A 20,995-nucleotide genomic window follows, 5' to 3' on the forward strand; every position below is an offset into this window, starting at 1 on the left:
TGCGGCCACGGAAGATCAGCCCCAGGAAACCTGGAGGATTTCGTAAGCCTTCGAGCCGCCGGGCGCATTGACCTCGATGGAATCGCCGACTTCCTTGCCGATCAGCGCGCGGGCGATGGGCGAGGAGATGGAGATGCGGCCGGCCTTCACGTCGGCTTCCTGATCGCCGACGATCTGGTAGGTCTTTTCTTCCTCGGTGTCCTCGTCGACGAGCTTTACCTTGGCGCCGAATTTGATCTTGTCGCCGGACATCTTGGAGAGGTCGATGACTTCGGCGCGCGCCGTCAGATCCTCGAGCTCGCCGATACGGCCTTCGTTATGGCTCTGGGCTTCCTTGGCGGCGTGATATTCGGCATTTTCCGACAGGTCGCCATGAGCACGTGCTTCGGCGATCGCTTCGATGATGCGGGGACGCTCTTCCTGCTGGCGCCAGCGCAGTTCTTCCTGCAGCTTGACGAAACCACCCTGCGTCATCGGTACCTTATCTACCATTTTCCCGTCCTTTGATCTTCGTGTCTTCCGGTAGGCACAGACACAAAAGAAAACAGGTCCCGAAGAGAACTTCGGAACCGTGCAAACCATCCTAGTTGCTTTGCTTATAGCAGATCGCAAATGCCGATTGCCATAAAATTCGTATCGGGATCTCCAACCCAGCGCTGTATTCGCAGCCGTTTCCGGCAAATGCCCGTGGTTCGCTTGACTTTTAGCGATGGAACATATAGTGAACAAAACAATGAAGAAGACGCTGAAAGAAAGACTGGCGATCCTTTCGGACGCTGCGAAATATGACGCCTCCTGCGCTTCCAGTGGCACCACGAAGCGTGATTCGGGAGCGAGCGGCGGCCTGGGTTCGACGGAAGGGTCCGGTATCTGCCATGCCTATGCGCCTGACGGACGCTGTATCTCGCTCTTGAAGATCCTGCTCACCAATTTCTGCATCTATGACTGCGCCTTCTGCATCAACCGCTCGTCCAGCAATGTCGAGCGGGCGCGCTTCACGCCTGAGGAGGTGGTCTGGCTGACGCTGGAATTCTACCGGCGCAATTATATCGAGGGCCTGTTCCTGTCGTCGGGGATCATTCGCTCATCCGATCACACGATGGAGGAGATGGTGCGGGTCGTGCGGGAGCTGCGCGTCACCCATAATTTCCGCGGCTATATCCATCTGAAATCCATTCCGGAGGCGTCTGCGAAGCTGATCGAGGAGGCGGGGCTCTATGCTGACCGCCTATCGCTCAATATCGAGCTGCCGACCGATAGCGGCATCACCCGTCTGGCGCCGGAAAAGAAACCCTCTGGCATCCGACGTTCGATGGGGGATCTGCGGCTGAAGATCGAGGAAGCCGGCGAGCCAACGCTGCAGACGAAGCGGCGCAAGCGCTTCGTGCCGGCCGGGCAGAGCACGCAGATGATCATCGGAGCCGATGGCGCCAATGATGCCACCATTCTTGACACCAGTGCCCGGCTCTACGGCAGCTACGGGCTTCGCCGCGTCTATTATTCCGCCTTCAGCCCGATCCCGGATTCATCGAGAAATCTGCCGCTGATCAAACCGCCGCTGATGCGCGAGCACCGGCTCTACCAGGCCGATTGGCTTTATCGCTTCTATGGTTTCGGGATCGACGAGATCACCGCGACACAGGAGGGCGGCATGCTGGATCTCGATCTCGATCCTAAGCTTGCCTGGGCGCTTGGCCACCGCGAGCAGTTTCCTGTCGATATCAACAGGGCCGTCAAAGAGATGCTGCTGCGTGTGCCGGGGCTCGGCACCAAGGCGGTGAAGGGCATTCTCTCCGGCCGCCGTTTCCGCAGGCTTCGCATCGAGGATCTGGCGCGGCTCGGTGTGTCGATCAAGAAGGTGCAGGCCTTCGTGACGGCCGAGGGATGGACGCCGAGACGGCTGATCGAGCGGCCGGATTTGCGTGCCATGTTCGAACCGAAACCCGAACAGCTGCAGTTGCTCTGATGCTGAAGGTGGCGCTGCAGGGCAAGGGTGACTTTTTCGAGTGGCGCGATGCCGCCCGGTCGCTGGCGCTGGCAGGCATTCCGCCCGAGGATATCGAGTGGTGGGAGAGGGGCGGCGACAAGCAGCTGTTCTGGGAAGAAGACGTGCTGCCGCCGCAGCCCGCGGGTGGGAAGCCGATGACGGTGCCGCAGGCCTTCATCGATCTGGCATCCGCGGTCATCTGCCATTGCGATCCGGTGCGCTTCTCGCTGCTGTACCGGCTGCTCTGGCGGCTGCAATCCGACAAAAAGCTGCTTGATATCGTTTCCGACGAGGATGTGGCGCGAGCCCGCCTTCTGGAAAAGAGCGTGCGCCGCGACGCGCACAAGATGACCGCCTTCGTGCGCTTCAAGGAGGTCGGCAGCGGTATCTCGATGAACGGGCGGCGGAAGTTTCTCGCCTGGTTCGAGCCGGATCATCATATCGTCGTGCGTAAGGCGTCGTTCTTCCAGCGGCGGTTCAACGACATGGACTGGATCATCCTGACACCGAAGGGTTCGGCCGGGTGGGACGGCGTGAAGCTGACGACCAGCCATGAGCCCTGCGAAAAGCCTGATCTTACCGACGACGCCGACGAATTGTGGCGCACCTACTATGCCAATATCTTCAACCCGGCGCGGCTGAAGGTGAAGGCGATGCAGGCCGAAATGCCGAAGAAATACTGGAAAAACCTGCCGGAGGCCGATCTCATTCCCGGGCTGATTGCCAATGCGGAGAGCCGGGTGATTGAGATGGCCAAACGCGAGGCGAGCACGCCGCAGCCGTTTCACGATCGCCTGCAGGAAGCGGCTCGCAACCAGCCGCAGCCGGAACCGGCGCCTGCCGGGACGCTCGAGGCGCTGCGGGAGCAGGCCGCCGTCTGCACGCGCTGTCCGCTGCATGCCAAGGCGACGCAGACGGTGTTCGGCGAGGGCCCCGGGAATGCCGATGTCGTTTTCGTCGGCGAGCAGCCGGGCGATCAGGAGGATCTGGCGGGGCGCCCGTTCGTCGGGCCGGCCGGCAAGGTGTTCGATCAGGCGATCCAGGCGGCAGGGATCGACCGATCGGCACTCTATGTCACCAATGCCGTCAAGCATTTCAAATACGAGCCGCGCGGCAAGCGGCGCATCCACCAGCGCCCCAATATGGGCGAGGTGCAGCATTGCCGCTGGTGGCTGAAACTGGAGCTCGATCTGGTGAAGCCGAAAATCGTCGTGGCGATGGGCGCGACGGCGCTCGCTTCGCTGACGGAAACGAAGCACAAGCTGAGCGATATCAGGGGGCAGGCGATGCGGATGGCGAACGGACGGCTGCTGTTCACCACCGTGCATCCGTCCTATCTGCTGCGGCTCCCCGATGAGCGCGACAGGGCAGAGCAGACGGCGTTGTTCCAGCGGGATATGGTGGAAATACAGAGGCTTATGGCGGCGCTTTCGAAAACTGATTCCGCTGCCTGACAATCCGATTCAAAAAAAGAGGGCCCAAGAGCTGTCGGTTGCGGGTCGTCTCAAGCATCCTTTGCATGAGGTAACGATAAGGGAGACTGCAGTCATGGCACTGAAGCGGATGGACAACATCGGCATCGTCATCGACGATCTCACGAGAGCGATCGCGTTCTTTGGCGAACTTGGTCTGGAACTCGAAGGGCGCGCCACGATCGAAGGCGCGTGGGCGGGGCGCGTCACGGGGCTCGGCGATCAGCATGTCGAGATTGCCATGATGCGTACGCCGGATGGCCACAGCCGGTTGGAACTCTCACGCTTCATCCGGCCCGAGGTCGTGGCGGATAACAGGAATGCGCCTGTCAACGCCTTCGGCTATCTCCGCGCCATGTTCACCGTCGATGATCTGAACGAAACGCTCGAGCGGCTTCGTGCATGTGGTGCGCAGCTGGTGGGAGACGTCGTCAGGTACGAGGATGCCTATCTGCTTTGCTACATCCGTGGGCCCGAAGGGTTGCTGATCGGGCTTGCCGAGGAACTCGGCTAAGGCGAGATCAACGATGGCATCTGAGCGCCGCCGTTATGGGTTCGAAGCGGCGCCATTCGTATCCGTCACCGGCAGCGACGTCATGAACGCGGCGATCAGGCTGGCGGTCTTCTCCGGTGCTTCGATCTGCGGGATGTGATCGACGCCGTCGAGCACGGAAAGCTGCGCCTTCGGCAGCAGGCTGGCGATCTCTTCGCCCTGCGCCAGCGGCGTGACGCTGTCTTCCTTGCCCCAGATGAGGAGCGCTGGCTTTTCGAAGCCACGGTAATTTTCCGCTTTGAAAGCGCGGGAGTTTTCCTCGTTGCCGAAGAGACCGGTGACGAACCAGTCGGCGATCGCGTGGCTGGTGCCCTTGACGTCAAGCGGGCGGCGGTAGACTTCGATCCGTTCCGGTGTGGCGACGGCATCGTCGTCGTCGACGAAATCGCGCAGCCCTTTGCCGATCATGAGAGGGTTGGTGAAGGTGGCTGCCATGATCGCCTCACGCAGGCCCGGCGCTGCGAAAAGCGGCGCCAGCGGCGGCTTTGATGGCGGGTGGCCAAGGCCGAGTGCGACATCGAGGAGAACAAGGCCGTCGATACGATCCGGCCGGGTCAGCGCGGTCTCGACGGTTGCGCCGCCGCCGAAAGAATGGCCGAGCAGCACGAAGCTCTTCAGCCCCAGGGCATCTGCAAAGGCGAGGATGCGGCGGGCCTGTGCGTTGCGCGAATAATCTCCGGAGGATGGGCGTTCGGAATAGCCGAACGGCGGCAGGTCGGGGGCGATAACGCGGAAACCGGCTGCGCCCAGCCGCCCGGCGATCGGCTCCCAGGTTTCCGACCATGCCATGGCGCCGGGGATGAGCAGGATCGGCTGACCGCTATCCGGTCCCCATTGCTTGTAGTGCAGGTCGAGGCCGTCTGCCTGGAGATATTCCCCGGGCTGACCGTCGCGGCCGGGCGGCAGGCTCTCACGCCAGATTGAGGCGGCGTAGAAGCCGGCGAATAAGAGAAGCGCGATGCCGATGACAGCTCCGGCAATGCCGGCGAGAATCCTGGCGATCCGGATGGCTATGCTTCTCATCTTGCTTCCCCGCCGCAGCGTTCCCTGCGGCGAGGAATATCAGAAAGCCGGTTAAGAATTTCGCGATTTACGCGAAATAGCTCTGCAGTGGGCGGACTTCGAGATTGCCGGCGCGCAGCGCCTTGATCGCCTGCGCTGCGGCTTCGGCGCCTGCCATCGTCGTGTAGTAGGGTACCTTCTGCATCAGCGTGGCGCGGCGCAGCGACTTGGAGTCCGAGATCGCCTTGTTGCCGTCGGTCGTGTTGATGACCAGCTGGACCTGACGGTTGCGGATGGCGTCCTCGATATGCGGGCGTCCTTCCAGAACCTTGTTGATCTTGGTGGCGGTGATGCCCTGTTCGGCGAGATAGCGGGCGGTGCCGCCGGTTGCCAGGACCTTGAAGCCTTCGGCGACCAGCAGGCGGATCGCCGGCAGAACGCGCGGCTTGTCCTCGTCGCGAACCGAGACGAAGACCGTTCCGTCACGCGGCAGCTCGACGCTGGCACCGAGCTGCGACTTGGCGAAGGCCAGCGCGAAATCGGTGTCGAGGCCGATGACTTCGCCGGTCGAGCGCATTTCCGGACCGAGCAGCGTGTCGACGCCCGGGAAGCGGGCGAAGGGGAAGACGGCTTCCTTGACGGCGATGTGCTTGAGGTTGCGCGGATCGGGCTTTTCGCCATAGGCGGCAAAGGTCGCATCGAGCTTCTCGCCGGCCATGGCGCGTGCGGCGATCTTGGCGATCGGCGCGCCGATGGTCTTGGCGACGAAGGGCACGGTGCGCGAGGCGCGCGGGTTGACTTCGAGCACGTAGACGGTGCCGTCCTTGATGGCGAACTGGACGTTCATCAGGCCGACGACGTTGAGCGCCTTGGCCATGGCCTTTGCCTGACGCTCCAGCTCGTCGAGCATTTCCGTCGACAGGGTGCGCGGCGGCAGCGAGCAGGCCGAGTCGCCGGAGTGAATGCCGGCTTCCTCGATATGCTCCATGATGCCGGCGACATAGGCGTCGGTACCATCCGAGAGGCAGTCGACGTCGACTTCGATGGCGTTCGAGAGATAGCTGTCGAAGAGCAGCGGGTTCTTGCCGAGCAGGGTGTTGATCTGGCCGGTCTTGTCGTTCGGATAGCGCTGCTTGATGTCTTCAGGCACCAGTTCCGGCACGGTATCCAGCAGGTAGGTCTGCAGCATCGATTCCGAATGGATGATCTGCATGGCGCGGCCGCCGAGAACGTAGGACGGGCGCACGACCAGCGGGAAGCCGATTTCGGTGGCGACGAGGCGGGCCTGCTCGACGGAGTAGGCGATGCCGTTGTTCGGCTGCGTCAGGTCGAGCTTGACCAGCAGCTTCTGGAAGCGGTCGCGGTCTTCGGCAAGGTCGATCATATCAGGCGCGGTGCCGAGGATCGGGATGCCGTTCTTCTCGAGCGCCTCGGCAAGCTTCAGCGGGGTCTGGCCGCCGAATTGGACGATGACGCCGACGACTTCGCCCTTTTCCTGCTCTGCGCGCAGGATCTCGATCACGTCTTCGGCCGTCAGCGGCTCGAAATAGAGGCGATCGGAAGTGTCGTAGTCGGTCGAGACGGTTTCCGGGTTGCAGTTGATCATGATCGCTTCGTAGCCGGCATCGCGGAGTGCGAAAGCGGCATGGCAGCAGCAATAGTCGAACTCGATGCCCTGGCCGATACGGTTCGGACCACCACCGAGGATGACAACCTTCTTGCGGTCGGAGACTTCGGCTTCCGAGCGTGCTGCACCGACGAAGGGCGTTTCGTAGCTCGAATACATGTAGGCGGTCGGCGAGGCGAATTCGGCAGCGCAGGTATCGATGCGCTTGAAGACCGGGCGGACGTTCAGGCTGTTGCGCAGTTCCGCCACTTCCTTCGGGCGCTTGCCCGACAGTGTTGCCAGGCGGGCGTCGGAAAAGCCCATGGCCTTGAGGCTGCGGAGATTGGCGGCATCCTGCGGTAGGCCGTGCTCGCGGATGCGGGCTTCGGTGTCGACGATCGCCTTGAACTGGGCGATGAACCACGGATCGATCTTGCAGCCTTCGTGGACTTCTTCCGGGCTCATGCCCTGGCGCAGCGCCTGGGCGACCATGCGCAGACGATCCGGCGTCGGCGTGCCGATGGCGGCGCGGATGGCGTTCTGGCTGGATTCACCCTCTTCGACGCCCGGGATTTCGATCTCGTCGAGGCCGGTGAGGCCGGTTTCGAGGCCGCGCAGCGCCTTCTGCAGCGATTCCGCGAAGGTGCGGCCGATCGCCATGACTTCGCCGACCGATTTCATGGCGGTGGTGAGAACAGGCGAGGCGCCCGGGAACTTCTCGAAAGCAAAGCGCGGGATCTTGGTGACGACGTAGTCGATCGACGGCTCGAACGAGGCCGGTGTCGCGCCGCCGGTGATGTCGTTGTCGAGCTCGTCGAGCGTGTAGCCGACGGCGAGCTTGGCCGCGACCTTGGCGATCGGGAAGCCGGTGGCCTTGGAAGCCAGCGCCGAGGAGCGCGAGACGCGCGGGTTCATTTCGATGACGACGAGGCGGCCGTCCTTCGGGTTGACGGCGAACTGGACGTTCGAGCCGCCGGTCTCGACGCCGATCTCGCGCAGAACCGCGATCGAGGCGTTGCGCATCATCTGGTATTCTTTGTCGGTCAGCGTCAGGGCAGGCGCGACGGTGATCGAATCGCCGGTATGGACGCCCATCGGGTCGATGTTTTCGATCGAGCAGATGATGATGCAGTTGTCCGCCTTGTCGCGGACGACTTCCATTTCATATTCCTTCCAGCCGAGAACCGATTCCTCGATCAGCACTTCCGTCGTCGGCGAGGCATCGAGGCCGCCGCCGATGATTTCGAAGAATTCCGAGCGATTGTAGGCAATGCCGCCGCCGGTGCCGCCCATGGTGAAGGACGGGCGGATGATGGCGGGCAGGCCGACGACGTCGATCGCCTGCGCGGCGATCGCCATGGCATGGCTGATGTAGCGCTGCTTGCGGTCGGTTTCGCCGAGGTTCCACTGGTTTTCGAGCGCGTCGAGCGCCTTGTCGAGATCGGCGCCGGAGAGGCTTTCCTTGAGCTTGTTGCGCTCAGCCTCATGCGTCTTGCGGTCGAGATCCTTGATGTCGGTGGCGTTGGCCAGCATCGAACGCGGGGTTTCCAGGCCGATCCGGTCCATGGCTTCGCGGAAGAGGGCGCGGTCTTCGGCCATGTCGATGGCAGCGGGTTTCGCGCCGATCATCTCGACATTGTAGCGGTCGAGAACGCCCATTCTCTTGAGGGAAAGCGCGGTGTTCAGCGCCGTCTGGCCACCCATGGTCGGCAGCAGCGCGTCGGGTCGCTCCTTGGCGATGATCTTGGCGACGACTTCGGGGGTGATCGGCTCGACATAGGTCGCGTCCGCCAGGCCCGGATCGGTCATGATCGTTGCCGGGTTGGAGTTGACGAGGATGACGCGGTAGCCTTCCTCCTTCAGCGCCTTGCAGGCCTGGGTTCCCGAGTAGTCGAATTCGCAAGCCTGGCCGATGACGATCGGTCCTGCGCCGATGATGAGGATCGATTTGATGTCTTGGCGCTTCGGCATGGGCGATATCCGTTTCTAGCTGCGCAGAAAACCGGCCAGGGTGGGAGGCACCGGGTCGGGTCGCGCATTGAGGGTCTTTTCAGGCTAGAAGCGGCTTATAGGCAAAGCGAAACCGAAACGGAACCCCATAAATTGCGGAATCGACAGGAATCCGCTGACGCTCCCGAGGGGTGTCAAAGGCCCGGTATCACCAAGGCCCGGATCTCGCCTGCCGGTGCGGGGCTGATGATGGTCCTGAGGGCCTCCTCGAAGCCGATCCTGCGGGAAATCAGCGGCTCGACCTTGATGGCACCCGACGCGATCAGATCGGCTGCGCGGGCGTGGGTGAAGGGGTTGACGAAGGAGCCGAGCAGGCGGATTTCCCGGAACAGCAGGTCGAAGGGTTCGATCGAGACCTTTGCGCCTTGCGGCATGACGCCGAGGATGACGGCGGTGCCGCCTTTTCGGGCGAGGCGGGGCGCCTGCTCGATGGTCTCCGGAACCCCCGCGCATTCGATGACTACATCTGCACCATCAGGGAGAATGCCGTTCTTGCCCGATATCAACTCAATGACATCGCCGGCTGACGGATCGACTGTCGCGGTTGCGCCAAGGTCTTCGGCGAGGCGGCGTTTTTTGGCATTGCGGGTCACCAGCACCACGCGTGTTGCGCCGGCGAGGCGGGCGAGCTGGACGACCAGCAGCCCGATGACGCCGCCGCCCAGCACGACGACCGATTGGCCGGTGGTGATGCCGGCCATGTCGACGCCGTGGATGCAGCAGGCCAGCGGTTCGCAGAAGGCGCCGTGCAGAGGATCGAGACCGGTGGGCAGGGCGTAGGCCTGCGTTTCCGGCATGCATACATAATCGGCGAAGCCGCCGTCGCGGTGGATGCCGATGGCGCGCAGGTTGCGGCAGAGGTTGACCCGGCCGCGCTGGCATTCCGGGCAAAGGCCGCAGGAAATGTTCGGATCGCCGGTGACGCGCATCCCAGCCCGGAAATTCTTCACGCCGGAACCGACCGCCTCGACGATGCCGGTGAATTCGTGTCCGAGGATGACGGGCGGCGTCGAGGGAAATTCGCCGTGGAAAAGATGGCGGTCGGTACCGCAGATGCCGCAGGCATCCACCTTGACCAGGATATCGTTCGGGCCGGGAACCGGCTTTTCGGCTTCCACCACGGCAAGTCTGCCGGTTGCTTCCAGACGCAGGGCCTTCATGATTTTCTCCTCGCTCCGACGCCATCAGGCGCAAAAATGGGCTGATGCGTCAAGGCTTAACGGCAAGGCCCCGTGAAGAGCCGAAAGAGTTGGCACTCGCCTCTTGCGCGGCGCCGCATCCGGCGGAAAGATCACGGTGTTCCCGAGGAGATAGTAGATGACCCTAGAACCCTTGCTCGATGCGCAGCCTGCAATCCAGATTCATGTTGCGACGGTTGTGCCCGCTGCCTTGCTCGGCGCCTATCTGCTGTCGCGGCCCAAGGGCACGCCGCGGCACCGGTTGCTCGGCAAGATCTGGATGGGGCTGATGGTGATCACCGCGCTCTCCACCTTCTTCATTCACGAGCTCAACATGTTTTACGGTTTCAGCCCCATTCACCTGCTATCGATCGCCACGCTGTTCGGTGCCTGGCAGGCGATTGCCGCGGCACGGCGCCACGATGTCGTCAGGCATCGCCATATCGTCCGCTCGATCTATTTCGGCGGCATCGTCATTGCCGGGCTGTTCACCTTCCTGCCGGGGCGGATCATGAACTCAGTGGTGTTTTCCGGGCACGACATGGTCGCGCTTGCCGCCGGGCTTGTGGTCACCTGTGCCGCCGCAGCCATCGTGCTCTCTTCGCGGCTGCGGCCGGCCGCATGAAGCCGCTGGAATTCACAGTCGCGGCGGATATATAACTGTTGGCTGCAGAGGTGCATTTGGCACTGCCGGGGAGAGTTGAGATGGAATGGAAGGGCCGCCGTCAATCGGACAATATCGAGGATCGCCGCGGAGACCCTTCGAGCAGTGGTTTTGGCCGCGGAGGCGGGTTCAGCTTTCCCTCGGGCGGCATGCGCCGCGGCGGGGGCGGGCTGTCGATCGGCACAATCATCTTCCTCGTCGTCATCTATTTCATCTTCAAGGCGATGGGTATCGACCTGATGCAGGTGATGGACGGCACGATGAATGGCGGCTCGGGCTACGAGCAGAGCGATTCCCAGAGCCGCGGCACGCCTGCCAATGATGACATGACCGCCTTCGTGCGCACGGTGCTTGCCGATACCGAGGATACCTGGACCGGCATCTTCCAGGCGTCCGGACAGACCTATGAGAAGCCGGCGCTGGTGCTGTTTTCCGGCTCGACGCGCTCGGGCTGCGGTGCGGCATCGGCGGCGACGGGGCCGTTCTATTGCCCTGTCGACCGCAAGGTCTATCTCGACACCGATTTCTTCCGCCAGCTCAGCCAGCAGTTCGGCGCCAAGGGCGAATTTGCCGAGGCTTATGTCATCGCCCACGAAGTCGGCCATCACGTCCAGAACATCCTCGGCGTGCTGCCGAAATTCAACGAGGCCCGCCAGCGGATGAGCGAGGTCGATGCCAACAAGATGTCGGTGCGCGTCGAGCTGCAGGCTGATTGCTTCGCCGGCGTCTTCGCCAAGTTTGAGCAGCGCAAGGGCTATATCAATCCCGACGACATCGCGGACGCGCTGAATGCCGCCCAGCAGATCGGCGACGATACGCTGCAGAAGCGCAGCCAGGGCTATGTCGTCCCCGACAGCTTCAACCACGGCACGTCGGCGCAGCGCGTGAAGTGGTTCAAGCAGGGTTTTGACACCGGCAAGGTTTCGGCTTGCGATACGTTCAGCGGTCCGGTCTGAGCGAGAGGCTCCGCCGCTTTCCGGTGGAGCCGTCCGATTTTAGCGTTCACTATCCATATGCTTCAGCTGCGCGTCCGGATAGCGGGCGCCAGCGGCAGAGTTTTTCGGGATTGCCCGCTCGATGGCCGCCATGTCTCCGGCCGTCAGTTCGACGGCGCGTGAACCGAGCGCTTCGCTAAGCCGGTCGCGGCGGCGGGCGCCGATGAGCGGAACGATGTCCCTGCCTTGTGCGGCGACCCAGGCGATGGCGATCTGGGCGACGCTGACCTGCTTTTCCGCAGCGATCTTGCGCAGTTCTTCGACGAGGGCGAGGTTCTGGTCGATATTGGCCGCCTGGAAGCGCGGGCTGACGGCGCGGAAATCGCCCTTGCCGCCATCCTGTCCCTTCTGCCAATGGCCGCTGATCAGGCCGCGCGACAGCACGCCATAGGCCGTGATCGAGATGCCGAGTTCGCGGCAGGTGGGCAGGATCTGATCCTCGATGCCACGGGAGATCAGCGAGTATTCGATCTGCAGATCGGCGATCGGGTGAATGGCGGCGGCACGACGGATTGTGTCGGCGCCGACTTCGGAGAGGCCGATATGACGGACGTAGCCGGCCTTGATCATGTCGGCGATGGCACCGACGGTTTCCTCGATCGGCACGTTCGGATCGAGACGGGCAGGGCGGTAGATGTCGATATAGTCGGTGCCGAGCCGCTGCAGCGAATAGGCGATGAAATTCTTCAGCGCTGCCGGGCGAGAATCGTAGCCGTTCCAGGCGCCGAGCGGATCGCGCAAAGCGCCGGTCTTGACGCTGAGGATGAGGTCCTCGCGCTTTCGGTTCTTCAGCGCTTCGCCGATCAGCATTTCATTGTGGCCCATGCCATAGAAATCGCCGGTATCGAGCAGGTTGATCCCGGCATCCAATGCGGCGTGGATCGTTGCAATGCTTTCGGCCCGGTCGGCGGGTCCATACATGCCTGACATGCCCATGCAGCCGAGGCCGATGGCGGAGACTTCGGGGCCGGTCTTTCCCAGGCGATAGGTTTGCATTGTCTTCTCCTTGTGATGCGTTCGGCACTCTTTCTATCGGCTGCGGATGTGTGCGATAATCCGGATAGTGGCGAATGAGCCGTACGGGAAAATGCACAATGGATGATCTGCCCCTCAGTGATCTGGATGCCTTCACGGCGATTGCAAGGGAGCGGAGCTTCCGTGCCGCGGCCCGCAAGCGCGGCGTTTCGCCGTCGTCGCTCAGCGATTCTCTGAGGCGGCTGGAGGAGCGGCTCGGCGTGCGGCTGCTCAACCGCACGACCCGCAGCGTCACGCCGACCGAGGCAGGCGAACGTCTCCTGGAACGGCTGGCGCCGGCGCTGGGGGAGGTTGTCTCGGCGCTCGGGCAGCTCGACAGTTTCCGCGACAGCCCGGCCGGCACTTTGCGGCTGAACGTGCCGACCATTGTGTCGCGGCTCTTCCTGCCTGAGATCGCCAGCCGGTTCCTGGCGCTTTACCCGGAGATCAAGCTGGAGATCCTTGCGGAGGACGACTTTGTCGATGTCGTCGAGGCGGGCTTCGATGCGGGTATCCGCTACGATGAGCGCTTGGAGCGCGACATGATCGCCGTGCCGATTGGCCCGCGCCGCCAGCGTTACGTCACGGCTGCATCGCCTGCCTATCTGCAACGGCGCGGCACACCCGCTCATCCGCGCGACCTCTTGGAGCATGACTGCATCCGCCATCGCTTTCGCAGCCGCGCGCATTTCGCCTGGGAGTTCGACCGCGGCGAGGGGACGTTGACACTCTCGGTGTCCGGACCGCTGGTTGCCAACTCGATCGAGATGGAGGTCGGCGCTGCGATTTCCGGCCTTGGTGTCATCAGGACTTTCGAGGAAGTGCTGCTTCCCGGATTTGAACGGGGCGAACTGGTGCCGATCCTCGAGGAATGGGTCACGGAATTCTCCGGGCCGTTCCTCTATTATGCCAGCCGCAAGCACATGCCGCCCGCACTTCGCGCATTCGTCGATTTCGTCAAGGCCGAGGGGCGGAGGGGCTCATAATCCCGTTTTGTTCGCGGGCGCGATCAATTTCATTGTCTTCGCCATCAAAAACTTTGAAATGTTCACGTATTGTTTCATTTTTCTGCTTCGGCTATGTAACATTCCCGGCGATGAGATCGTCTTTCCAGAAAACAGCAGCTGTTGAGAGATGACTCATGCTTGATCCCAAATTCGTACGCCGCGGCCTGTTCCTGGTTTTCATGATCCTGTTTCTCGATGTCATCGGCATTGCGATCATCATGCCGGTTCTTCCCGCCTATCTGGAAGAGTTGACGGGCGGCAGCGTCAGCGACGCGGCGCTGGATGGCGGCTGGCTGCTCGTCGTCTATGCGATCATGCAGTTTCTGTTCGCGCCGCTGCTCGGCAATCTCAGTGACCGGTTCGGACGCAGGCCGATCCTGCTGATTTCGGTGCTCACCTTCGCCATCGACAATTTCATCTGCGCGGTCGCCACCAGCTTCTGGATGCTGTTTGTCGGCCGGGCGCTGGCGGGCTTCAGCGGCGGCAGTTTCGCCACCTGCTCGGCCTATATCGCCGATATCAGCACCGAAGAGAATCGGGCGAAGAATTTCGGCCTGATCGGCATTGCCTTCGGCGTCGGCTTTACCATCGGCCCTGTCATTGGCGGGTTTCTCGGCGAATTTGGTCCGCGCGTGCCGTTTTTCGGGGCGGCGCTGGTGTCGTTCCTGAATTTCGCCGCCGCCTATTTCCTGCTGCCCGAGACCTTGGATGCCAAGCATCGCCGCCCCTTCGAATGGAAGCGCGCCAACCCGCTCGGCGCCTTGAAGCAGATGCGCCACTATCCCGGCATCGGCTGGGTTGCCGCCGTGATGTTCCTGTTCTGGCTGGCGCATTCGGTTTATCCAGCCGTCTGGTCCTTCGTCGGCACCTACCGCTATGGCTGGAGCGAGGGTCAGATCGGCCTGTCGCTCGGCATCTACGGCATCGGCGCGGCGATCGTCATGGGACTAGTACTGCCGAAGGTCGTTCCTGTTCTCGGCGAGTGGAAGACGGCGGTTATCGGTCTCTGCTTTTCGGTCGTTGGCCTGACGGGCTATGCCTTCGCCTGGGAGGGCTGGATGGTCTATGTGATCATCGTCATGACGGTCATGGAGAACGTCGCTGATCCGCCGCTGCGCAGCATTGCGGCCGGCAAGGTGCCGCCGTCGGCGCAGGGTGAGCTGCAGGGGGCGCTGACCAGCCTCAGCAGCATCACCACGATCATCGGCCCGGTGATCTTCACGCAGCTGTTCGGCTATTTCACCAAGCCTGATGCGCCGGTTACCTTTGCAGGTGCCCCTTATCTGATGGCGGCTTTCTTCATTCTCGTGGCGGCGGTGGTGTTCTTCATCAAGGTGCGACCGTCGCGGCCAAAGACGATCGAAGCTCTGGCAGAATAGCCATCAGATTCAGTGATGCTGTGATGAATATTTCAGCATTTGCCTGTTTTAGGGTAGCTCTTTGCCGGGCTTTGATCTAAGGCCCGGTAATAACTTGCCGCCATTCCGCGGCCGAAAACGATTCAAAACAATTGGACTTTTGCCATGGACACGCCTGTTGACGTGAACAAGCTCGCGCCGCACACCGACAACCATTGGGGATCGCATTTCGGTGCGACGCTGGCGCTCGGCATACCCTTCATCGGCGCGCAGCTCGCCCAGCTCGGCATCAACACGACCGATGTGATGATCGTCGGCCAGCTCGGCGCCGAAAACCTGGCGGCCATGGTGCTGTCAGCGCAGTTCCTGTTCACCATTCTGATCTTCGGCTCGGGCTTTGCGATCGCCGTCATTCCGATGGTGGCGCAGGCCTATGGGCGTGGCGATATCGTCACGGTGCGCCGCTCGATGCGCATGGGTCTCTGGGTCGTTACCGCCTATTGGCTGGTGATGCAGCCAGCCTTCTTCTATGCCGAGGAAATCCTGCTGGCCGCCGGGCAGAAGCCTGAGGTAGCCAAGCTCGCGCATGGCTATATCCTGATCGGCCATTTCGCCGTACTGCCGGGCCTGCTCTACAATGTCATGCGGGCGCTGGTGAGCGCCATCGGCAAGGCGGCCGTGGTGCTCAACGTCACGATTGCCATGCTGGTCTTGAACGCGATCTTTGCCTACATCCTGGTGCTCGGCCATTTCGGCTTTCCGGCGATGGGTCTGGAAGGCGCGGCGATCGTTTCCGTTGCCGTGCAGACGGCGGGCTTCCTGTTCATCCTCGCCTATGTGCAGATGAAGGAAGAGACGCGCCGCTACGAGATCCTGGTGCGCTTCTGGCGGCCGGACTGGCACGCGCTTTGGGACGTCGTGCGTCTCGGTCTGCCGATCAGCATCACGATCCTGGCCGAAGTCAGCCTGTTTACCGCAGCGTCGCTGTTGATGGGCCGCATCGGCACGATCGAGCTGGCCGCCCACGGCATCGCACTGCAATGGGCGTCGATCGCCTTCATGATCCCACTCGGCCTCAGCCAGGCGGCAACGGTTCGCATCGGTGTTGCCCACGGGCAGGGCGATCATCTGGCCGTCGTGCGTGCCTCGATCACCGTGATGATCATCGCCTGTGTGGTTTCGGCGCTCGGCGGTATCCTGTTTGCCGTCATGCCGGAGTTTTTCGCGCGCTGGTTCCTCGATACCAGTCACCCGGAAGCGGCGGCGGTACTCGCCTATGCGGGTCCGCTGATCGTCGTTGCGGGGCTGTTCCAGCTGGTGGATGGCATCCAGGCGATCGCCAGCGGCCTGCTGCGCGGGCTGAAGGACGCGCGGGTGCCGATGATCCTGGCCCTGATCGCCTATTGGCCGATCGGCTTCTTCCTGGCATGGCTGCTGGCCTTCCCGCTCGGCTTCGGCGGCGTCGGCATCTGGTTCGGCTTCCTGGTCGGGCTTGCGGCAGCGGCGACGATGCTCTGCGCCCGCTTCTATATTCTCGTGCGCCGCGAGGGGAGAATGGCCGGCGCCTGAACCCGGCCATTCGTCACCATCAGTTTGCTACCAGTCCGTGGCTGGCAATGCCGATGCGTGCGCCGACACGGCTGTCATTCATCAAGTCAGGTTGAGGTCAAGAGCTCTGCCTTGCGCGGATTGCGGCGCTTCCAGCGATTGACGAGGAAGATGCGGCATGGCGCCTCGATGACGTGGTAGCTTGCGGTGGCGACTGCGAGCGCGACTGCACATCCGATGGGGATGACGAGCCAGAGCGGCATTCCTGCGAGCAGCTTGGCCGTCAGGAACAGGCACGGCACATGCAGGAGATAGAGCGAAAAGCTGATCGTTCCCAAAAAACGGAGGGGGCGGGAGGCGAAGACCGCTGCAGAGATTGGATGCTCGCGAGCGACGAGCAGAACGGAGAGAGCAGCGGCAAGCGCGGTCGACATGCCCCAGAGAGTGTCGGAGACCTCGATCGAGAGGGCGCGATGGCTGAGCAAAAAGGCCGGCAAGAGGATCGCCATGACCCCGACTGTTATGCCGCGGGCTGCACTTTGCAGGCGCGGGTGTAGGTAGCCGGCCAGCACGCCGAGCAGAAAATAGGGCAGCTTCGATATCAAGAGGATGCCGCTTCCCGGAAAGCCGAGAAGACCGTCGATCGCCAGCAGGCAGCCGATCAGCACAGCGATCCACTGGTAGCGGACCGGATTGGCGAGGAACATCCAGATGAACGGGAAGACCAGATAGAACTGGATCTCCGGCGGGATCGTCCAGAGAACGCCGGTCGAGCCGAGCATGACGATATGACGGACGATCTGGAAGGGTCCCGTTATCGGATCTATGTAACCGAGGCCGGGAACGGCCGACAGGACAACGACCAGCAGCACGGCGGCGAGATAGACCGGATAGATGCGAGCAAAGCGGCTGACGAGGAAATCGGCGGCATTCTTTCTGGAGAATGGCCTGTCGCCATAGAGATAGGCTATCAGGAAACCGCTGACGGCAAAGAAGATCGCCACGGCGCCGCTGCCGATATCAGGCAGAGGCAGCGGACCGAGCGCTGGAAAGACCAGATAGACATGCGCCATGACGACGGCGAGCGCGGTGATGCCGCGCAATCCGTCAAGGCTTGCAATGTGGCGGCGCTCTCTCATTCATTGTCCAGTCAACGCATAAACTGACTGATGAGTAACACCGCCGCACTTAAGGTGCTGTTAAGAAATAGCGGCTGCTCTTACCGTTCGGCAAGCGCCTCTTCGCCCTTCTTGGCGCGCACCATGTTGATGAAGCGGCGGAAGAGGTAGTGGCTGTCCTGCGGGCCGGGCGAGGCTTCCGGGTGGTGCTGCACCGAGAAGATCTGCTTGCCGGAGACACGCAGGCCGCAATTGGTGCCGTCGAAGAGCGAAACGTGAGTCTCCTCAACGCCTTCGGGCAGCGACTTCGTGTCAACCGCGAAGCCGTGGTTCATCGAAACGATCTCGACCTTGCCCGTCGTGTGGTCCTTGACCGGATGGTTGGCGCCGTGATGGCCCTGGTGCATCTTTTCGGTCTTGGCGCCGAGCGCGAGGCCCAGCATCTGGTGGCCGAGGCAGATGCCGAAAACCGGAATATCGGTCTTGATCAGCGTCTGGATAACTGGAACGGCGTATTCGCCGGTGGCAGCCGGGTCACCCGGGCCGTTCGACAGGAAGATACCGTCGGGGTTGACCGCAAGCACGTCTTCGGCGCTCGCCGTTGCCGGCATGACGGTGACCTTGCAGTCGAGACCGGCGAAGAGGCGCAGAATGTTGCGCTTCACGCCGTAGTCGAGGCAGACGACGTGGTACTTGGCATCGGCAGCGCCGAGTTCGCCATAGCCTTCGTTCCAGATCCAGGGCGTCTGCGTCCACTGCGAGGACTGGCCGGAAGAAGCAATCTTGGCGAGGTCGAGACCTTCGAGGCCGCTCCAGGCCTTGGCTTCCGCCTTCAGCGTGTCGACGTCGAAGACGCCATTCGGATCATGGGCGATGACGGCGTTCGGCGAGCCGTTCTCGCGGATCCAGGCGGTGAGGGCGCGCGTGTCGATGCCGCAGAGGCCGATGATGCCGCGGGCCTTCAGCCAGGCGTCGAGATGCTTGGCGGCGCGGTAGTTGGAGGGTTCGGTGATGTCGGCCTTGAAGATGACGCCGACCGCGCCGTGGCGTGCTGCCGGCGTCAGGTCCTCGATGTCTTCTTCGTTGGTGCCGATATTGCCGATATGCGGGAAGGTGAAGGTGACGATCTGGCCGAGATAGGAAGGGTCGGTGAGGATTTCCTCGTAGCCGGTCAGTGCTGTGTTGAAGACCACTTCGGCCTGGACCTTGCCGGTCGCGCCGATGCCCTTTCCTTCGATGACGGTGCCATCTGCGAGAACGAGCAGGGCGGTCGGCTTTTCAATGGTCCAGGGGGCTGTCGCGGTCATCATCATCCCGTTTCCGGCTGCTCTCGACGTCTTGGGCCGTCAGGCTGCCATTTGTGTTCGCAAGCGTGTGGGCGCAGCTCGCCGCCGCGCGTCTCAGGCCTGATCACGAATTTTGGTGCAGGTGGCGGTAGATAGCCACGCTCTCGCCTGCCGTCAATCTTTTCTAACGTATCGGGACACGCTTTTCCTGCGCTTTCTGGTGCTGATATCGCAATTTATTTGATCCTCCCCATTTGCGTGGTTTATGTAGCGCCATTCAACAGGAGTGAAATAATGCTGCGCGATCAACTCGCCACCGCCCTCAAAGAGGCGATGAAAGCCAAGAATGCCGAGCGCCTTTCGACGATCCGTCTCATTCAGGCGGCCACCAAGGATCGTGATATCGCCAATCGCGGAGCCGGCAAGGAAGAAGCCAGCGACGACGAGATTCTGCAGATCCTTGCCAAGATGGTGAAGCAGCGCGACGAATCGGCGAAGATCTACGAAGAGAATTCGCGCCCTGAGCTGGCCGCGAAGGAACGCGCCGAAATCACCGTGATCCAGGATTTCCTGCCGAAGCAGCTTTCGGATGCCGAAGTGCGCGCCAATATCTCGGCGATCATCGCGGAGACCGGCGCCGAAGGCCCGAAGGACATGGGCAAGGTGATGGCGGCTCTCAAGGAGCGCTATGCCGGGCAGATGGATTTCGCCAAGGCTTCGGGCGCCGTCAAGGAACTCTTGAAGTAAATCAGTGATGTAAATCAGATGGCGCGGCCGAGCACAGTCTCGGCCGCCGCATCGACGACCGCGAACTTGGCTGCCTGGTAATCGCGGTATTCGAGAATGAAGCCGCGCGAAAGCCACAGGTCGCCCTTGCGCGGCGGCTCGTCCCAGCCGACGCTTCCCATCTCCGCCGCCTGGCTGAGTAGGCGCTTCAGATGAGTGTTGGAAATCATGAACTGGGTGCGCAGGTCGCTGAGCGATACCGGGCCAATGGATATCCGTTCGGCCGCGCCATCGAATGCCGGCAGGCGGGACATCAGATAGTCCATGACAAGACCGCCGGAATTTGCCCAGTTGAAGAGATTGTAGGTGGCGCCGGGATCGCGCACCGCCTTTGTGGCGATGATAGCCTGAGCAATCAGGGGTTGAATTTTGGCAATGAGTGCCGGCTCGGTGCTGAGCTTTTCGGCGCGCTTGCCACCGTCCAGGTTGTCGAGAATGAAAAGATGTGTCTGCAGCCACTTGAAGAAGTGCTGCTCGGCAGTCTCCGTCGGCTCGACGAGGCGCGTGCGCCGGTCGGCCTGGCCGCTTGAGGGGCGCAGGAAACGGTAGACGAGCATTTCCTGGAGGAAGGCGGCGGCGGTGTTGCGGCTGGCGATCTTGTTGCTGACGACGAAATCCACGAAACGCCCGGAATACAGGCCTTTTTTCTCCTCGCCAGGCAATCCGTAATGCAATGCAAAGCCTGAATGCGCCATCAGCCACCGTTGCTGGGCAGCAAAAATGGAGGCGATTCTCGGGCTTTCCTTATAGATCGTCAGCATCTCGTTGGCGCAGATCAGTACTGCTCCAAAAAAGCGATCGTCTATAGCAAGTGTTTCGGCGGTCGAAGACATCTGGGAACTCGGCAAGGCGACGGCTATTCCATTTGCCTTCTCAGCGTCCCGAGTCAATGTCCGTTTTGAACGGAGTGTCCCAAAAATGGTTAGGTGAGTTAACCGGCAAGGTTAAATTGCAAAAAATCCGGCACAGCTGTGCCTGAAATTAAAGAAGGCAGGAGCTGGGGGCGCTCCTGCCTTCTTGCTCTTTGCTGCCGACAGCGACGCTGGGCTAGGCCCACACTGGCGGTGTATTTGCAAAGGCACCCTTGCGAGGCGGCGCCGGGGGTAGGGATGGTGCCTCGCTCGGGGATCGCTTTGATGAGAAGACGGTATTGCGCCGCAGCGGAGTATTCAAATTACAAAAATATAATAATTGGGTTGTGGATAGTCTGAATGCCCGCCAAGGCTTTTCATTAGCACGCTTCCCATCAGGCGTTTTCACCGCCGCAGATAGAAACAAGTCATTGAAATAATGAAAACATCAATATTTTCATATGTTTTTGGAAATGCTTGAAAACTGGCGTGACAGCAGCCCTGCGTGCACAATTGTCGCACCCTCCTGCCGCAGGGCGTCACGCTTTATTGATTGTTGA

Annotated in this window: 17 protein-coding genes; 9 read left to right on the forward strand and 8 right to left on the reverse strand. The window is 61.8% G+C overall.

The genetic code is table 11. The features are described from left to right. Positions 1–15: 15 nt before the first annotated feature. The gene (gene greA / locus AB4Z25_RS01420) at positions 16–492 is read right to left on the reverse strand and encodes a transcription elongation factor GreA (protein WP_112515781.1); all 477 of its coding nucleotides are present in this window, start codon (positions 490–492) and stop codon (positions 16–18) included. Positions 493–733: 241 nt separating this feature from the next. On the opposite strand from greA, the gene AB4Z25_RS01425 reads away from it, so the two are divergent. The 3 genes from AB4Z25_RS01425 (at position 734) to AB4Z25_RS01435 (ending at position 3,973) form a co-directional block, all read left to right on the forward strand. Continuing rightward, complete coding sequence (locus tag AB4Z25_RS01425; RefSeq protein WP_112537833.1) at positions 734–1,966, forward strand: putative DNA modification/repair radical SAM protein; 1,233 nt, start codon at positions 734–736, stop codon at positions 1,964–1,966. Beyond that, entirely contained in the window at positions 1,966–3,441 is a 1,476-nt protein-coding gene (locus AB4Z25_RS01430) for a UdgX family uracil-DNA binding protein (RefSeq protein WP_112537832.1), read from the forward strand. Before AB4Z25_RS01425 ends, AB4Z25_RS01430 begins: the two co-directional genes overlap by 1 nt. A gap of 94 nt (positions 3,442–3,535) precedes the next feature. After that, on the forward strand, positions 3,536–3,973 hold the full coding sequence (locus AB4Z25_RS01435) for a VOC family protein (RefSeq protein ID WP_112537831.1): 438 nt from the start codon (positions 3,536–3,538) through the stop codon (positions 3,971–3,973). A gap of 33 nt (positions 3,974–4,006) precedes the next feature. On the opposite strand, the gene AB4Z25_RS01440 is transcribed toward AB4Z25_RS01435, so the two are convergent. The 3 genes from AB4Z25_RS01440 to AB4Z25_RS01450 form a co-directional block, all read right to left on the reverse strand. Beyond that, positions 4,007–5,035 (reverse strand): alpha/beta fold hydrolase, encoded by a 1,029-nt coding sequence (locus tag AB4Z25_RS01440; RefSeq protein ID WP_112537830.1) that lies wholly within the window; start codon positions 5,033–5,035, stop codon positions 4,007–4,009. Positions 5,036–5,102: 67 nt separating this feature from the next. Then, complete coding sequence (gene carB / locus AB4Z25_RS01445; RefSeq protein ID WP_112515786.1) at positions 5,103–8,591, reverse strand: carbamoyl-phosphate synthase large subunit; 3,489 nt, start codon at positions 8,589–8,591, stop codon at positions 5,103–5,105. Between the two features lie 173 nt (positions 8,592–8,764). After that, complete coding sequence (locus AB4Z25_RS01450) at positions 8,765–9,790, reverse strand: zinc-dependent alcohol dehydrogenase family protein (protein ID WP_112537829.1); 1,026 nt, start codon at positions 9,788–9,790, stop codon at positions 8,765–8,767. Positions 9,791–9,947: 157 nt separating this feature from the next. Between AB4Z25_RS01450 and AB4Z25_RS01455 the strand changes: the two genes are divergently transcribed. Beyond that, entirely contained in the window at positions 9,948–10,433 is a 486-nt protein-coding gene (locus AB4Z25_RS01455) for a DUF2306 domain-containing protein (RefSeq protein ID WP_112537828.1), read from the forward strand. Positions 10,434–10,513: 80 nt separating this feature from the next. Continuing rightward, positions 10,514–11,428: a KPN_02809 family neutral zinc metallopeptidase gene (gene ypfJ / locus AB4Z25_RS01460; RefSeq protein ID WP_112537827.1), complete on the forward strand. Its 915-nt coding sequence runs from the start codon at positions 10,514–10,516 to the stop codon at positions 11,426–11,428. Between the two features lie 39 nt (positions 11,429–11,467). On the opposite strand, the gene AB4Z25_RS01465 is transcribed toward ypfJ, so the two are convergent. After that, on the reverse strand, positions 11,468–12,463 hold the full coding sequence (locus AB4Z25_RS01465) for an aldo/keto reductase (RefSeq protein ID WP_112537826.1): 996 nt from the start codon (positions 12,461–12,463) through the stop codon (positions 11,468–11,470). Positions 12,464–12,561: 98 nt separating this feature from the next. Here AB4Z25_RS01465 and AB4Z25_RS01470 point away from each other — a divergent pair, with 98 nt between their 5' ends. From AB4Z25_RS01470 to AB4Z25_RS01480, 3 genes are all read left to right on the forward strand, one after another. Next, the gene (locus tag AB4Z25_RS01470; RefSeq protein ID WP_112537825.1) at positions 12,562–13,467 is read left to right on the forward strand and encodes a LysR family transcriptional regulator; all 906 of its coding nucleotides are present in this window, start codon (positions 12,562–12,564) and stop codon (positions 13,465–13,467) included. 155 nt (positions 13,468–13,622) lie between these two features. Continuing rightward, positions 13,623–14,867 carry a TCR/Tet family MFS transporter gene (locus tag AB4Z25_RS01475; protein ID WP_112537824.1) on the forward strand — a complete coding sequence of 415 codons (1,245 nt, stop codon included), beginning with the start codon at positions 13,623–13,625 and terminating at the stop codon, positions 14,865–14,867. A 144-nt stretch (positions 14,868–15,011) separates the two neighbouring features. Next, the gene (locus tag AB4Z25_RS01480) at positions 15,012–16,415 is read left to right on the forward strand and encodes an MATE family efflux transporter (protein WP_112537823.1); all 1,404 of its coding nucleotides are present in this window, start codon (positions 15,012–15,014) and stop codon (positions 16,413–16,415) included. A gap of 86 nt (positions 16,416–16,501) precedes the next feature. Here the strand turns inward: AB4Z25_RS01480 and AB4Z25_RS01485 are convergent, their stop codons facing one another. Together AB4Z25_RS01485 and carA are read right to left on the reverse strand one after the other, a co-directional pair. After that, the gene (locus tag AB4Z25_RS01485; protein WP_112537822.1) at positions 16,502–17,533 is read right to left on the reverse strand and encodes an acyltransferase family protein; all 1,032 of its coding nucleotides are present in this window, start codon (positions 17,531–17,533) and stop codon (positions 16,502–16,504) included. 80 nt (positions 17,534–17,613) lie between these two features. Then, positions 17,614–18,819: a glutamine-hydrolyzing carbamoyl-phosphate synthase small subunit gene (gene carA, locus AB4Z25_RS01490; RefSeq protein WP_112538010.1), complete on the reverse strand. Its 1,206-nt coding sequence runs from the start codon at positions 18,817–18,819 to the stop codon at positions 17,614–17,616. Between the two features lie 273 nt (positions 18,820–19,092). Between carA and AB4Z25_RS01495 the strand changes: the two genes are divergently transcribed. Beyond that, complete coding sequence (locus AB4Z25_RS01495; RefSeq protein ID WP_112537821.1) at positions 19,093–19,545, forward strand: GatB/YqeY domain-containing protein; 453 nt, start codon at positions 19,093–19,095, stop codon at positions 19,543–19,545. Between the two features lie 14 nt (positions 19,546–19,559). Here AB4Z25_RS01495 and AB4Z25_RS01500 read toward each other — a convergent pair whose 3' ends face one another. Beyond that, complete coding sequence (locus AB4Z25_RS01500) at positions 19,560–20,417, reverse strand: hypothetical protein (RefSeq protein WP_112537820.1); 858 nt, start codon at positions 20,415–20,417, stop codon at positions 19,560–19,562. Positions 20,418–20,995 lie beyond the last annotated feature (578 nt).

Source organism: Rhizobium sp. RAF36 (assembly GCF_052114105.1).
In the GTDB taxonomy this organism is placed as follows: Bacteria; Pseudomonadota; Alphaproteobacteria; order Rhizobiales; family Rhizobiaceae; genus Rhizobium.